The 14,390-nt window shown below is 46.1% G+C and carries 13 protein-coding genes; all 13 read left to right on the top strand.

Going from position 1 to position 14,390, the window contains the following annotated elements; all coding sequences use genetic code 11:
- The 13 genes from ACZ5NG_RS09365 (at position 1) to murD (ending at position 14,390) form a co-directional block, all read left to right on the top strand.
- On the top strand, positions 1 to 1,218 hold the full coding sequence (locus ACZ5NG_RS09365; protein WP_464251551.1) for a D-alanyl-D-alanine carboxypeptidase family protein: 1,218 nt from the start codon (positions 1 to 3) through the stop codon (positions 1,216 to 1,218).
- 62 nt (positions 1,219 to 1,280) lie between these two features.
- Positions 1,281 to 1,718, top strand: a complete 438-nt coding sequence (locus ACZ5NG_RS09360) for a Fur family transcriptional regulator (protein WP_464251550.1) — start codon at positions 1,281 to 1,283, stop codon at positions 1,716 to 1,718.
- A gap of 166 nt (positions 1,719 to 1,884) precedes the next feature.
- Positions 1,885 to 2,772, top strand: a complete 888-nt coding sequence (locus ACZ5NG_RS09355) for a patatin-like phospholipase family protein (protein ID WP_464251549.1) — start codon at positions 1,885 to 1,887, stop codon at positions 2,770 to 2,772.
- A gap of 22 nt (positions 2,773 to 2,794) precedes the next feature.
- Positions 2,795 to 3,703: a quinate 5-dehydrogenase gene (locus tag ACZ5NG_RS09350; RefSeq protein WP_464251548.1), complete on the top strand. Its 909-nt coding sequence runs from the start codon at positions 2,795 to 2,797 to the stop codon at positions 3,701 to 3,703.
- A gap of 19 nt (positions 3,704 to 3,722) precedes the next feature.
- Positions 3,723 to 4,526, top strand: a complete 804-nt coding sequence (locus ACZ5NG_RS09345; protein WP_464251547.1) for a histidinol-phosphatase HisJ family protein — start codon at positions 3,723 to 3,725, stop codon at positions 4,524 to 4,526.
- 166 nt (positions 4,527 to 4,692) lie between these two features.
- The gene (gene mraZ, locus ACZ5NG_RS09340) at positions 4,693 to 5,121 is read left to right on the top strand and encodes a division/cell wall cluster transcriptional repressor MraZ (RefSeq protein ID WP_464251546.1); all 429 of its coding nucleotides are present in this window, start codon (positions 4,693 to 4,695) and stop codon (positions 5,119 to 5,121) included.
- A gap of 193 nt (positions 5,122 to 5,314) precedes the next feature.
- Positions 5,315 to 6,253: a 16S rRNA (cytosine(1402)-N(4))-methyltransferase RsmH gene (rsmH, locus tag ACZ5NG_RS09335; protein ID WP_464251545.1), complete on the top strand. Its 939-nt coding sequence runs from the start codon at positions 5,315 to 5,317 to the stop codon at positions 6,251 to 6,253.
- Between the two features lie 30 nt (positions 6,254 to 6,283).
- Positions 6,284 to 6,808: a septum formation initiator family protein gene (locus ACZ5NG_RS09330; RefSeq protein WP_464251544.1), complete on the top strand. Its 525-nt coding sequence runs from the start codon at positions 6,284 to 6,286 to the stop codon at positions 6,806 to 6,808.
- Between the two features lie 34 nt (positions 6,809 to 6,842).
- Entirely contained in the window at positions 6,843 to 8,999 is a 2,157-nt protein-coding gene (locus tag ACZ5NG_RS09325) for a stage V sporulation protein D (RefSeq protein WP_464251543.1), read from the top strand.
- Between the two features lie 92 nt (positions 9,000 to 9,091).
- A complete protein-coding gene (locus tag ACZ5NG_RS09320; protein ID WP_464251542.1) occupies positions 9,092 to 10,567 on the top strand; it encodes a UDP-N-acetylmuramoyl-L-alanyl-D-glutamate--2,6-diaminopimelate ligase in 1,476 nt (491 codons plus the stop codon).
- The gene (locus ACZ5NG_RS09315) at positions 10,564 to 11,940 is read left to right on the top strand and encodes a UDP-N-acetylmuramoyl-tripeptide--D-alanyl-D-alanine ligase (protein WP_464251541.1); all 1,377 of its coding nucleotides are present in this window, start codon (positions 10,564 to 10,566) and stop codon (positions 11,938 to 11,940) included. The genes ACZ5NG_RS09320 and ACZ5NG_RS09315 overlap by 4 nt, the downstream gene beginning before the upstream one ends.
- Before the next feature lie 52 nt (positions 11,941 to 11,992).
- Entirely contained in the window at positions 11,993 to 13,018 is a 1,026-nt protein-coding gene (gene mraY, locus ACZ5NG_RS09310; RefSeq protein WP_464251540.1) for a phospho-N-acetylmuramoyl-pentapeptide-transferase, read from the top strand.
- A 16-nt stretch (positions 13,019 to 13,034) separates the two neighbouring features.
- Positions 13,035 to 14,390, top strand: a complete 1,356-nt coding sequence (gene murD, locus ACZ5NG_RS09305) for a UDP-N-acetylmuramoyl-L-alanine--D-glutamate ligase (protein ID WP_464251539.1) — start codon at positions 13,035 to 13,037, stop codon at positions 14,388 to 14,390.

Raw genomic sequence — 14,390 nt, 5'->3', positions numbered from 1 at the left:
ATGGGTATTTTTAGGACAAGCATAGGCAGCATTTTATTAATATTGTTCTTTATTACTACCGGCTCAGCGGCATGTGCTGACGAGTTGCAGTTGGTCGGTGAAACGGCGGTTTTAATGGATGCTAAAACCGGCCAGGTATTATATGAGAAAAAGGCCCACCAAAGGATGTATCCGGCCAGCACCACAAAAATGCTTACTGCTATTGTGGCCTTGGAAATGGGCAGTCTTGATGAAATAGTAACGGTAAGTGAAAATGCCAGCCTGACCGAAGGTTCGGCTATTTGGGTGCAGGAAGGCGAGCAGTTGCCCCTGGAAGATTTAGTGTATGCCTTGATGCTTAACTCCGCCAATGATGCCGGGGTAGCCATTGCCGAACACTTGGCAGGGTCGGAAGAGAATTTTGCCAAGATATTAAATAAACGGGCCGCTGAACTTGGTGCCAGAAATACCCATTTTACCAATGCCCACGGACTTCCCGATAAAGAGCACTACACCACCGCTTATGACTTGGCGGTAATTGCCCGTCATGCTTTAAATAATCCTACCTTTGCTAAAATTGCCGCCACTAAAACCAAAGTGATTGATCGCACCGAGTATGTAGAGCCAACGATGGAGTTAATTAACCACAACCGCTTATTGTGGCTGTATGAAGGAGCAATTGGCGTAAAAACCGGGTATACTAATGAAGCCCAGCAGTGCATCGTAGCAGCGGCCGAAAAAGACGGGCGCAGGCTGATTGCGGTAGTGTTGAAAAGCCAAGGAATAAACATCTGGGCAGATGCCAGAAAGCTTTTAGACTACGGTTTTGATAATTTTTACTTGCAAAAAATACTGTCAAAAGGTGACCCAGTCGGCAAAATTAATCCTAAATACAGCGAAGAAGAGGTTTCCTTGCTGGCAGCAGAAGATGTCTACTACAATTTCCCCAAAGAACATCAACCGGATATTCGACATAAAATACATTTGGACGGTGAACCTACCGCTCCGTTCGCTAAAGGAACAGAATTAGGCAAGCTGGCAATTTACGACGGTTCACAGTTAATATCCACAGCAAAACTTGTTTCCGGCAGTGCCGTAGAAAGACCGCTGAAGACTTATTTTTGGTTTAAGGCAATGCGGGCAGTAGCATTATTAGCCGGCATATTTATCATGGTGAAATTTCTAAAATCAAGAAAGCATAAAAGAAGAACAAACTATTATATTAGACGAATAAGATAGCATTGACAAGAAGTGTAAAATAAACCTATACTGTTATTAAAAGGTAATTTGGTGGTGATGTTTTGCAGAATATTATTGATGATGTCAGTAACAAACTGCGGTCTAAGGATTATAAGCTTACTCCGCAAAGAGAGTTGATCTTGCGCGTATTATTAGAAAACAAAGATACTCATTTAAGCGCTGAAGAGGTTTACCATTTAGTAAGAAAAAAATCACCTGAAGTCGGTTTGGCTACGGTATACCGCACTTTGGAGCTCTTTTATGATAACGACATAATACACAGTGTAGACTTTGGTGACGGCCGTAAAAGATATGAATTTGGCTACCAAAGTTCAGGTCATCATCACCATCATGTAATCTGCTTAAAGTGTGGTAAGGTTATAGAAATAAACGAGGATTTATTGGATGAACTGGAATCTCAGGTGAAGAGAGAGCATGATTTTAAAGTAACCAATCACGAATTAAAGATATACGGTTATTGTAAGAATTGCACCGATTAAGGTGCTTTTTTGTTTTGCCGATAATTTAGTTTAGCCGCCCAAGTATATGACAGCAGGAAAAGTGCTAAAAAGATGGAACTAACACTTTAAAAACCAAAAGGCGGCAAGCGCAGCTTAAAGTGTCAGATGCACCAAACCAATCATAGTATGTAATGAGGTGGTTTGGGTGAAGAAATTAGGCTTGGCGCTGGGCGGGGGGTTTTTGCGCGGCGCAGCCCATGTTGGGGTGCTGAAAGTATTGGAGCGGGAAGGATATAAACCGGACATCATTGCCGGTACCAGCGCCGGCAGTATTGTGGCTGCCTTTTATGCTGCCGGTTATTCCTTGGATGAAATTGAGCAGATCTTTACTTCGCTAAAACCCCGGGACGTGTATGACACCTGGTCAACATTAATAAACTTATTTATGATTATGGCCAGTACTGTTTGCGGTTTCTTTAAACTCCCCTGGCCGCTATCAACTCCTTTGGGGTTAATGAAGGGGAAAAGATTAGAAAAATTTCTCCGTCAATATCTGCACGATGTTCGCTTTGCCCAACTAAAAATGGTGCTGGCAATTACTACGGTAGATATAAACTGCGGCTCGAAAGTAATATTTGTCCATAAGCCGCTTTATCGTGCCTACGTAGCAGATAAAATTTACTTACCCGGCAATAAAGCAGCCGATGCGGTAAGAGCCAGTACGGCAGTACCCGGCTTGTTTGAACCGAAAAAAATTGGCACATATCTGCTAATTGACGGTGGGTTGCGTGAACAGGTTCCGGCAGAGGTGCTGTATGATTTGGGAGCAGATGTTGTCCTGGCAGTGGATGTCGGTTATGACGGAGATCTCTGTACGCCGGTGAACGGGATAGCGCATCTGCTTTTGCAAACCTTGGATATCATTCGGCACGACTCGATCAAAAGGGAACTGGATCAGTATGCGGATTTGCTAATTAGGCCGATTTTAAAGGATATCGGTCCCCTTGATTTTGACCGCATTAAATATGCGATAGATCAGGGAGAGGTAGAGACGGAAAGACTTCTTCCCCAAATAAAAAAGTTATTAAGTTAAGCTCTGCTACAAACTACCAGTGGTGGTTGTTTTGAAAAGAATTGTCAGTGTAAGTTTAGGTTCGGCTGCCAGAAACCATGTGGTAGAACTGAATGTTCTAAATAAAAGGCTGCGGATAGAAAGGGTTGCTGCCGACGGTTCATTGCAAAGGGCCGCGGAAATGTTGCGCGAACTGGATGGCAAAGTAGATGTGCTGGCCTTAGGCGGCATTAATCTTCATTTTAAAGTCGGAGTTAACCGCTATCCCTTTAGAGAAGGGCAAAAACTGGCCGGGATAGTAAAGCACACTCCCTTGGTAGACGGTTCGGGGGTTAAAGAGGCGGTAGAAAGCAGATTGGTACCTTTTCTGCAGCAGCAGTACGGATGGCCGGCCGGCGGGGAGCGGGTGCTGCTTGTATCCGCACTGGATCGCTGGCATTTAGGAGAGGCCTTTGCCGAGGCCGGTTGCAGATTGATAATCGGTGACGCCCTGTTTGGTTTAAAACTGCCGCTGCCTTTTTATTCATTAAAAACCTTTGCTTTGGCAGCCAAATTGACGCTGCCTGTTTTAAGCAAACTGCCGATTAGCTTCCTTTATCCATTGGGCAAAAAGCAGGAAAGATCACAGCCGCGGTGGGAGAGAGTCTTTAAGAGTGCAGATATTATTGCCGGGGACTTTCATTTTATCCGCCGTTACATGCCCCTTGAGCTGCCGGGGCGAAAAATTATTACCAGTACCGTCACCGATAATGATCGACAGCTTTTGCGCTCTCGGGGAATAAAAACCCTGGTTACCAGCGGCCCTAACTTAGGTGGGCGGTCATTTGGAGCCAATGTGACGGAGGCAATTTGTGTCGCCCTGCTGGACAAGCCCTTTAATGAAATTACACCGCAGATGTATCCGCCGCTGCTGCAAAAAATTGGCTGGCAGCCGGCGGTAGAGGAATTATAAACTGAAAGGAAGATAGCCTTTGCCGATTGATTATCACTTGCATACCGCTCGCTGCGGACATGCGTCCGGAAGTATGCAGGCCTACCTGGATACAGCCCGCAAGCGCGGCATTACCGAAGTAGGTTTTGCCGATCACGTCTATTTATATTGGCTGCCGCAAGCGGAAAGAGACAGAAGCTATGCCATGGCGGAAGAAGAACTGCCCGACTATGTGGAAACGGTTTTGGCACTGCAAAAACAAAACCCGGATATGCAGGTTAAATTAGGATTGGAAGTAGATTACATTCCGGGACAGGAATCCGTTGCCGCTAAGATTATCTCTTCGCTGCCGCTGGACTACGTTATCGGATCAGTGCATTACTTAAAGGGTTGGAGCTTTGACAATGAAAAATACATTGCCGAGTATCAAAAATATGATTTGCTGCAATTATATGAAGAATATTTTGCAGCGGTTTGTGCTGCCGCTGCCAGCGGCCTATTTGATATTATCGCCCATGTTGATTTAATCAAAAAGTTTGGTTTTCGGCCGCGGCAAAATATCAATTACCTCTACCAAAAAGTAGCTCAAACTTTTGCCGCCAGCGGTGTATGCGTTGAAGTTAATACTGCCGGGTTGCGTGTGCCCGCAAGGGAGCTTTACCCGGCTTTTGCCTTATTGCAGTGGCTGAATAAGTATCATGTGCCGGTGACCATTGGTTCAGACGCCCATAAACCGGAACAAGTAGCTGCCGGGATTGAACAGGCTGTGCAGCTTATTAAGGATGCGGGGTATAAGCGGGTTGCCGTTTTCAACCGGCGAAAAAGAAGTTGGATAAAAATTTAATAGCTAATAAAAAAAGCAGGACCAAAGCATTAAAAAATATAGCTTTTGGTCCTACTTTTTTTCTTTTTCTTCCATTTGTGGAAGGAATTTTTGTATCGACGTGGAATTAAAGTGGTGTGATGTGGTGGAAAGTGGTAGAGCTTATCCACTATTGGGGTGACCGGGTATGTTCATGGGAGAATATCACCATACAATTGATGCCAAAGGAAGGTTAATTATCCCCGCCCGCTTCCGAGAAGGCCTGGGTGACTCCTTTGTTGTTACCAAGGGGCTTGATAACTGCCTTTTTGTTTACCCGCGGCAAGAATGGGCCGCACTGGAACAAAAACTTAAGTCACTGCCCTTTGCCAGGGCAGATGCCCGGGCCTTCGTTAGATTTTTCTTTTCCGGAGCCACAGAATGTGAATTAGATAAGCAGGGTCGGATACTGATACCGGCAAACCTGCGTGAATATGCCCGGTTATCCAAAGATGTCGTCGTATTAGGTGTTTCCTCCCGAGTAGAAATTTGGTCCCGTGAGCGTTGGGATGAGTATAACAATTTAGCCGCTGAAAACTTTGAGGAAATTGCAGAAAAAATCGTTGACCTTCTCTGAAATCCCCCCTTTTAGTAAAACTAATAGATCAATCACTAATTGGAAATTACTTAGGTTAAGAAAAAGCATAACTCAAGTAGCCACGGTATTTACCGTTGACGGATGATTAGGCGATTGCGTAAGCAAATGATGTAGTGAACGGTGTTGGCCGTTCAGCCACGGTGGCTAAATTTATGGCAGGTGACGCAGCAAAGTGGAATTTTATCACGCGCCGATAATGCTGGATGAAGTGATAGACGGGCTTAATTTAAAGCCCAACGGTATATATGTTGACTGTACTCTCGGTGGCGCCGGACACAGCCGAGAAATACTGCGGCAAACGTCTCCCGGCGGAAAACTGATCGGTATAGATCAAGATCCCGCTGCTTTAAAGGCTGCGGGCGAAAGATTAAAAGAATTTGGCGAACGGGTTATCACGGTGCATGCCAATTTTAGTTCTTTGTCTAAAGTATTGGAAGAATTAAATATTCCATTAGTAGACGGTGTGCTTTTTGATTTAGGGGTGTCCTCCCCTCAACTGGACAATGCAGAGCGAGGATTTTCATATATGAGTGATGCGGTGTTGGACATGCGGATGAACCCGGAAAATCCCGTTACCGCAAAAGAGCTGGTAAACGAGCTTTCGGAAGGGGAGCTGGCCAAGATTATTTACCGGTACGGTGAAGAAAGATGGGCTAAACGCATTGCCGCTTTTATCGTCCGGCAGCGCCGTATCAAGCCTATTGAAACCACATTTGAATTGGTGGAAGTAATTAAAAAAGCTATACCGGCAGCGGCACGCCGTTCCGGGCCGCATCCGGCTAAGCGCACATTTCAGGCGTTGAGGATAGCGGTGAATAATGAATTGGATATTATTGCCGATGCTTTGACGCAGGGGGTGCACGCTCTTAAAGAGGGCGGTCGTTTGGCTGTGATTACCTTTCACTCTTTAGAAGACCGCATTGTTAAAGAAACATTTAATTACTTGGCTAAAAGCTGCATTTGCCCGGGTGGGTTGCCGGTATGTCAATGCGATAAAAAGCAAGAAGTGAAAATTATCACCAGAAAGCCAATCACACCGTCAAAAGAGGAATTGGAGCAAAACCCCAGAGCACGGAGTGCCAAACTGCGTATTGTAGAAAAATTGTCCTAGGTTCTAAAGTGCGGGAAGGGTGAATAAATTTTGATATTAGCAAGGGAAAAATTGGATTATGAAAGTTCACAAAATATTCCGCAGCAGTCACAAGCGAAACCAAAAGCAAAATCCCATAAACTGTCGGTAAACCAAAAAATTATTCTTATCAGCTTGGTGCTGAGCTGTTTTATTACCGGATGCTTTGTTGCTTACTACTATGCCCAAGTGGCGTACATGGGGTATAAGATTGATTTAATGCAGGCTAAATTGGCTGATCTGCGCTTGGAATGCCATAGTTTGGAACAAAAGGTAAATGAGTTAACCTCACTGGAGAAAATTGAAGCCATTGCCGTTAATGAACTGGGCATGGTTAAGCCTGATCAAGAGAATGTGGTTTTGGTAGATAAAGAGTGTTTAACAACAAGTAATGAAACATTAAAGCAAACTTTGGCGCAAAAACAAGGTCAAAACATGGAAAGTGTCACCCTGCCCCAACAACCGGAAAAAGAAACTAATCCTCGCAACAGGTTTTTGCAGGCGTTTACCGATTTAATGCAGCGCTGGAATTCTTAAAGCTTTGGGAAAGGCAGGGCAATAGGAGGTAGCAATGAGAACCAACATATTTATTCGTAAGCGCATTGCCTTGCTTTTTATAGGAATGCTTGTCCTTTTATTATGTTTAGTATTTCGGCTGGCTTGGATTCAATTTGTACGCGGAGATGAATTGAGAAGTGAGGCCGCTACCTACCGTATGCGGGAAGTACCGGTAGAGGCCAAAAGAGGAACTATTTATGATCGAAATATGAATGAATTGGTTACCAGTATCAGCTCAGATTCGGTTTATGTCATTCCTTCACATGTTACCGACAAAGAGAAGACGGCTAAGCAACTGGCTGAGATTTTGGAGATGGAAGAAGAGAAAGTTTTAAAGATTTTAAATAAGCAGAGCTCTTTTGAATGGATCAAAAGAAAAATTGATTGGGATACCGCCCAAAAAATTAAAAAGCTTAATTTGGAAGGAATCGGATTTGCTGAAGAAAGCAAACGTTTTTATAAACAGGAAGCTTTGGCTCCGCACATTTTGGGCTTTTCCGGAATGGATAACCAGGGTTTGAGCGGCATAGAAAAAACATTTGATGAGGAACTAAAGGGAGTGCCGGGAAAAATTGTCATTGAATATGATGCCGCCGGGCGTCCGATACCTCACGCCATGCATGAATATATTCCGCCCCATCCCGGCAACAACTTGGTCCTAACCATTGATCAGACAATTCAATACTTTGTGGAGCGGGAATTAGATAAGATCGTCGATACCTACCAACCGGAGAACGCGGTAATCATTGTCATGGACCCCAAAACCGGTGAAATATTGGCTATGGGCAACCGTCCCACCTTTAATCCTAATAAATGGCAGGATTATCAGTCATCTATTTGGGACCGCAACCCGGCAGTGTGGTATAATTATGAACCGGGCTCTACTTTTAAAATCATTACAGCAGCGGCAGCTTTAGAAGAAAACACTGTTAAACCTACGGATCATTTTTATGATCCCGGATACATTAAGGTAGCGGACAGACGCATTCGCTGCTGGAAGGGTGGCGGTCACGGCAGCCAAACTTTTGAAGAAGTAATTCAGAATTCCTGCAACCCCGGCTTTATTGAAGTGGGTTTGAATTTAGGCAAGGAAAAATTTTATAAGTACATTCGCGCTTTTGGCTTTGGCCAGTTAACCGGTATAGAGCTCCCCGGTGAGGCTAAAGGCTTGGTAATTGACGAGAAAGAGTGTACTAACCTCAACCTGGCAACCATTTCCATTGGCCAGTCCATTGCGGTAACTCCGATACAGCTAATCACTGCGGTGTCGGCGGCAATAAACGGCGGACATTTAATGGAGCCCCACATTGTAAAGGAAATCAGAGATAGCGAAAACAAAGTAGTGAAAACCATTAAACCGAAAAAAGTAAGGCAGGTTATTTCTGAAGATACGTCAAGGCAGCTGCGGGAACTGCTGGAAAAAGTTGTTTTAGAGGGTTCCGGGATAAATGCCTATGTTGAAGGTTATCCGGCGGGCGGTAAAACGGGTACCGCTCAGGTTGTCGGCAGCAGCGGTGGCTATGTTAGCGGAAAATATGTTTCTTCATTTGCCGGTTTTGCTCCGGTGGATGATCCGCGCATTGCCGTGCTGGTAATGGTGCGAGAACCCAAGGGGGGCATTTATTACGGCAGCCAAGTGGCCGCTCCCGTTTTTAGTTCGTTAGCTCGTGACGTACTGCGCTACATGGGCGTTCCGGAAACAAGGGATATGAAAAAACCCGTTAAGCCTTATGAAATACCGGAAGAAACCACATTGGTGGAAGTACCCAACGTTGTTAATCTGCCGCTGCATGAGGCGCAAAATGAACTGCGCGCGGCAGGGTTAGCCTTTCAAACTAACGGTAGCGGCGATATAGTTTATCAGCAGGTTCCCGAAGCGGGTGCGGTGGTAGAGAGTGGCACTACGGTAGTGCTGAATTTAACTGCGCCCAGTAAGTTGCCGGCAGGAAAGGTAACCATGCCGGACTTAACCGGCTGTACAATTAAAGAGGCAGGAGCAATTCTGGAAGATCTCGGCTTGCACTTAGAGGCATCGGGAACCGGCTTGGCAGCCAGCCAAAGTATCAAACCGGGTACTAAGGTAAATAAGGGCAGTAAAGTAAAAGTAGTGTTTAAGCCGCCCGGTGTGTCAGAAAGCTCTTTTCAAGATACGACTCAGGTACGGCCATAGTAACTCTGTGGCCGCCTGAGTTTTTTAAGGAAATATTTTCTATTATTTCTGGTAAAAATAGTTAATAATAATTATTGGGGGAGGAAACCCGGTTGTTATTTAGTGAATTATTAGCTTCATTGGAAGTTTGCCATACCAAAGGTGAGTTAAATACGCCAATTACCGGCATTGCCTATGATTCCCGCAAAGTTAAACCGGGGTATCTCTTTGTGGCTATTGCCGGGTTTGTCACTGACGGGCATAACTATATCGATCAGGCTATAGAAAACGGAGCGGCAGCACTGATAGTGGAAAAGGAAACCGCGGCTGACATACCGCTGGCCCGGGTAAAAGACAGCAGATTGGCCCTGGCTTTGGCAGCAGCGGCTTTTTATAATTATCCGGCAAAAAAACTGCTTCTTACCGGAGTAACCGGTACCAACGGTAAAACAACTACCAGCCACTTAATTGCCGCCATTTATAAAGGGGCCGGCAATAAAGTGGGTTTGGTCGGTACTATTCAAAATATTGTGGGCGGCAAAGAACTGCCGGCGGTTAATACCACTCCCGAATCACTTGATCTGCAGCGTTTGTTGGCTCAAATGGTTAAGAGCGGGGTTACTCATGCGGCGATGGAAGTTTCATCCCATGCTTTGGCCTTAAACCGCGTGGCGGCAACTGACTTTGCTGCTGCCGTATTTACCAATCTTACTCAAGATCACTTAGATTTTCACGGCGGTATGGATGATTATGCCGCTGCCAAAGCCAAACTGTTTGCTATGGCCCCGCTGGCAGTAATAAATATTGATGATGCCCATGCGCAAGACATGATTAAGGCTGCCTGCGGAAAGGTTGTTACATATGGTTTGCGAAATAAAGCGGATGTAAGTGCGAAAAACATAAAATTAGCTACGGACGGGGTTTCTTTTGTCACTACCGGTAAGTACGGTGAGTGTCAGCTGCAGTTAAAACTCACCGGGGAATTTAATGTATACAACGCTTTGGCGGCATTTGCCTGTACCCGGGCCCAGGGCATTGATTTAGAGACGGTAAGCAAAGCACTGGAAGCGGTACCCGGTGTTGCCGGTCGGTTTGAATTGGTAAAATGCGGTCAACCCTTTGGGGTAGTTGTTGATTATGCCCATACTCCTGACGGGTTGGAAAATGTGCTGCAGGCTGCCCGGCGAATTGCCCGCAATCGCGTAATTGCCGTGTTTGGCTGCGGCGGTGACCGTGATCGCACAAAAAGACCGATTATGGGGGAACTGGGCGTGCGTTTAAGTGAACATGCGGTAATTACCTCCGATAATCCGCGCACGGAAGATCCGATGAAAATAATTGATGATATATTAGTGGGTGTAAAAGGCGCTGTCGGTGCGGACAGATATACCGTAGTCCCGGATCGCCGAGAAGCCATTTATTATGCAATCAACAAAGCCGAGCCCGGTGATGTTGTAGTGATAGCCGGCAAGGGGCATGAAACTTATCAAATTATCGGCAAAACAAAATATGACTTTGATGACCGGGTAGTGGCAACGGAGGCGCTACAGGCTTTAGGTTACACCCAACAACAGGATGTGAAAAGATGAAAAAACTCACCGTACAAAAAATAGCTGCTGCGGTTGACGGGCAGTTAATACAAGGAGAACCCAACGTAACCGTAGAAAATGTCTGCACCGACACACGAAAACTAAAGCCCGGCGATTTATTTGTCGCTTTAGTCGGAGAAAAGTTTGACGCCCATGATTTTGTTCATCAAGCGGCAGCCGCCGGGGCCGGCGCTTTAATACTGGCAAAACCGGCAGCAGAATTGCCGCCCGATGTTCCGGTGATTAAGGTAGCGGATACTTTAACTGCCTTGCAAAAACTGGCTAAATATAACCGCAGCCTGATAGATATTCCGATAATTGGCATTACCGGCAGTAACGGCAAAACAACCACCAAAGATTTGGTGGCGGCAGTACTGGGAAGAAAATTTTCTGTTTTAAAAACAAAGGGCAATTTCAATAACGAAATCGGCCTGCCACTGACGCTGTTAGAACTGGATGAACGCTACAATGCTGCGGTGGTGGAGATGGGCATGCGGGGTTTAGGGCAAATTGATGCCCTTTGTGAAATTGCCGGTATAAATGCCGCCGTTATTACCAATATTGGCGAGACGCATTTGGAGTTGTTAGGTAGCAGGGAAAATATTGCCTTGGCTAAGGGCGAAATATTGGATCATGTCGATGCGGACGGCTTTGCCGTCATTCCGGCGACAAAACTGGCTTTAGAGCAAGCCGGCCGTTGCCGGGGACGGGTGGTGACTTTTAGTTTGGACAGTGATGCCGATTACCGGGCAGAAGATATTGTCTTTAAAGGCAAAAGCAGCAGTTTTACAGCGGTAACTCCTGTTGGCAAAATAACCGTTGAACTCCCCCTCGTCGGTCAGCATAATATAGCTAATGCCTTAGCCGCACTGGCAGTAGGAATCAACATGGGGCTTACGCCGGAGGAAGGGGCTGAGGGGCTTGCCGCGGCAAAAATTACCGATATGCGCTTGCAGATTATTGAAACCGGCACAATAACCATTATTGACGATACCTACAACGCCAATCCCGATTCCACCAAGGCTGCACTGCGGACCCTGGCTGACATGGCCGCCGGGCGCAGGCAGATAGCGGTATTGGGCAGTATGTTTGAACTGGGGCCGCGTGAAATACAGGGACATTACGAAACCGGTCAGGCGGCGGCAGGCGTGAGCTTGTTGGTGGCAGTCGGCGAATTAGCGAAAAATATCGCCGCAGGCGCTAAAGCTGCCGGATTAAAACCTGAACAAGTTAAATGGTTTGCTGATAACAAGACAGCGATTGCCTATTTAAAAAAGATGCTGTGCCCGGAAGACATCGTATTGGTAAAAGGATCGCGGGGTATGAGGATGGAAGAAATTGTCTTTGCGCTACAAACGGCGTTTGCCAAATAAAGCATGGTTTTTGTTAAATTTATTAGCATCATAACTACTGGAGGAATTAAATTTGAGCGGATTGGCTGGCGGAGTTTATAAATATCTTGCTGTTTCATTTGGCATATCATTTATCGTTACTGCGCTTTTAGGGCCGATATTAATTCCGCTACTGCGCCGGTTAAAGTTTGGCCAAAATATTCGTGATGACGGTCCTTCCCGTCATTTGCAAAAGGCCGGTACGCCGACAATGGGCGGAATAATGTTCCTCATTGGCATTACCGTAGCCTGCTTAAGCCTTTTACGCTGGGGCGTTGCTTTGGACGGAGCCAATGAAGGATTGGTGATCCTGTTAGTCACACTTGGTTATGGTTTGATTGGGTTTATCGATGATTTTATTAAAATCGGCTTGAAGCGTTCTTTGGGGCTCCGCGCCCGGGAAAAGCTGTTGGGGCAGTTAATTCTTGCTTTAGGGCTGGGGCTGGTGGCCGTCACTGTACTGGGACGGGGTACTGATATTGTCATTCCGTTCTCCGGTTTTTTTGTGGAACAAGGATTGCGCTATGATTTAGGTGTCATTGGCTTTCTTGCTTTTACAGTATTCGTTGTTGTGGGAACAACCAATGCCGTCAACCTTACCGACGGCTTAGACGGATTGGCCGGCAGCACGGTACTGATCGCAACACTGCCACTGGCGGCAATTGCTTTAATTACCGATAAAGCCGGTGTGGCCATTGTGCTGGCCGCAGTAGCCGGAGGATGCTTGGCATTTTTAATTTTTAACCGTCACCCGGCTAAAGTTTTTATGGGCGATACCGGCTCACTGGCACTGGGCGGTGCCTTAGCTTCAGCCGCGGTGCTTATCCGTCACGAAATTTTTCTGGCAATTATTGGCGGTATATTTGTGCTGGAAGCTCTTTCAGTAATTCTGCAGGTGATTTCTTTTAAAAGCACCGGCAAGCGATTGTTTCGCATGAGTCCGTTGCACCATCATTTTGAGCTGGGTGGTTGGTCGGAAAACAAAGTGGTGTTTACATTTTGCCTGATCGGCATTTTATTTGGTGCGTTGGGGCTGGCCGGTCTATATAATCTCGTATAACTGAAGGTGAATATAAATGCATGTAGCTGATAAAAAAGTACTGGTATTAGGAGCGGCCCGCAGCGGCTTAGCCGCTGCAGAATTCTTAAAGAAAAAAGGGGCAGAGGTAACGCTGGCCGATGCCAAATCCCTGGCCCAATTGGGGGAGCCGGTGAAAAAGTTAGCCTCCATGGGTGTGCAATTGGCATTGGACGGCAACTACCCTGACCCGACCGATTACCACTTTTTGGTGGTCAGCCCCGGTGTGCCGTTAACCGTTCCCACGGTAGAGAAGGCATACCGGTCATATGTGCCGGTGATTAGCGAAGTGGAACTGGCTTTTCGTTATGCGGAAGCTCCGATTGTTGCTATCACCGGGACTAACGGAAAAACCACAACCACCAGTTTAGTGGGGCAAATCTTTAAAGATGCCGGAATTAATACATTGGTGGCCGGCAACATCGGCCTGCCGCTGGTCAGCGCGATTGAAGATTATGACGAAGATGACATTGTTGTAGCCGAAGTATCCAGTTTTCAGTTGGAAACAATACAGACTTTTCGGCCAAAAGTGGCGGCCATATTAAACATTACTCCCGATCACTTGGACAGGCACGGTTCAGTAGAAAACTATATTCAGGCCAAAAGCCGAATTTTTGGTAATCAAATGCCTTTTGACTATACCGTTTTAAATTATGATGACGCCAATACTGCGGCACTGGCCAAACAAACAATGGGACGGGTTATATTTTTCAGCCGTAAGCATATTTTAGATCAGGGAGTATATATCCAAAACGGGGATATAGTGGTTACCATGGATGGGACTACCACTAAAATACTTCCGGTAGAAAAATTGAACATACCCGGCGGGCATAACTTAGAAAATGCTTTGGCGGCGGTGGCCTGCACATTTCCTTTGGGTGTGGATGCGGAAAAGTTGGCGGCAACACTTAGCACATTTAAAGGTGTGCCTCATCGTCTGGAAACTGTGGCCACTGTTAACGGTGTGCGTTATGTCAATGATTCCAAGGCCACCAACCCGGATGCTGCCATCAAAGCGCTGGAGGCCTTTGAACAGCCAATTGTACTGATAGCCGGAGGATTAAACAAAGGCAGCAGCTTTGATGAGTTTGCCAAACGGATTAAAGAAAAAGTGCGGGTTTTGATTTTGCTGGGCAAAGACGGCGTGCAAATTAAAGAAGCGGCAGAGGCATTAGGCTATCAAAACATTATTGAGGTGCAGAACTATCAAGAGGCGGTATGTGCGGCCTACCAAATTGCCAAGCCCAATGAGGTGGTCTTGTTGTCACCGGCTTGCGCCAGCTGGGATATGTTCAAAAGCTATGAAGAGCGCGGCGACTTATTCCGGGAGCTGGTGCTCAAATTGAGGGGGTAA

This window comes from Desulfovectis peckii (assembly GCF_055391705.1).
Note: the sequence above shows the minus strand (reverse complement) of the source record. Positions and strands in the feature narration are given on the sequence as shown.

Coding starts and splice junctions, on each gene's coding strand:
- ACZ5NG_RS09315 (WP_464251541.1), top strand. CDS start 10,564: ATGAAAAAACTCACCGTACAAAAAATAGCTGCTGCGGTTGACGGGCAG.
- mraZ (WP_464251546.1), top strand. CDS start 4,693: ATGTTCATGGGAGAATATCACCATACAATTGATGCCAAAGGAAGGTTA.
- murD (WP_464251539.1), top strand. CDS start 13,035: ATGCATGTAGCTGATAAAAAAGTACTGGTATTAGGAGCGGCCCGCAGC.
- ACZ5NG_RS09365 (WP_464251551.1), top strand. CDS start 1: ATGGGTATTTTTAGGACAAGCATAGGCAGCATTTTATTAATATTGTTC.
- ACZ5NG_RS09325 (WP_464251543.1), top strand. CDS start 6,843: ATGAGAACCAACATATTTATTCGTAAGCGCATTGCCTTGCTTTTTATA.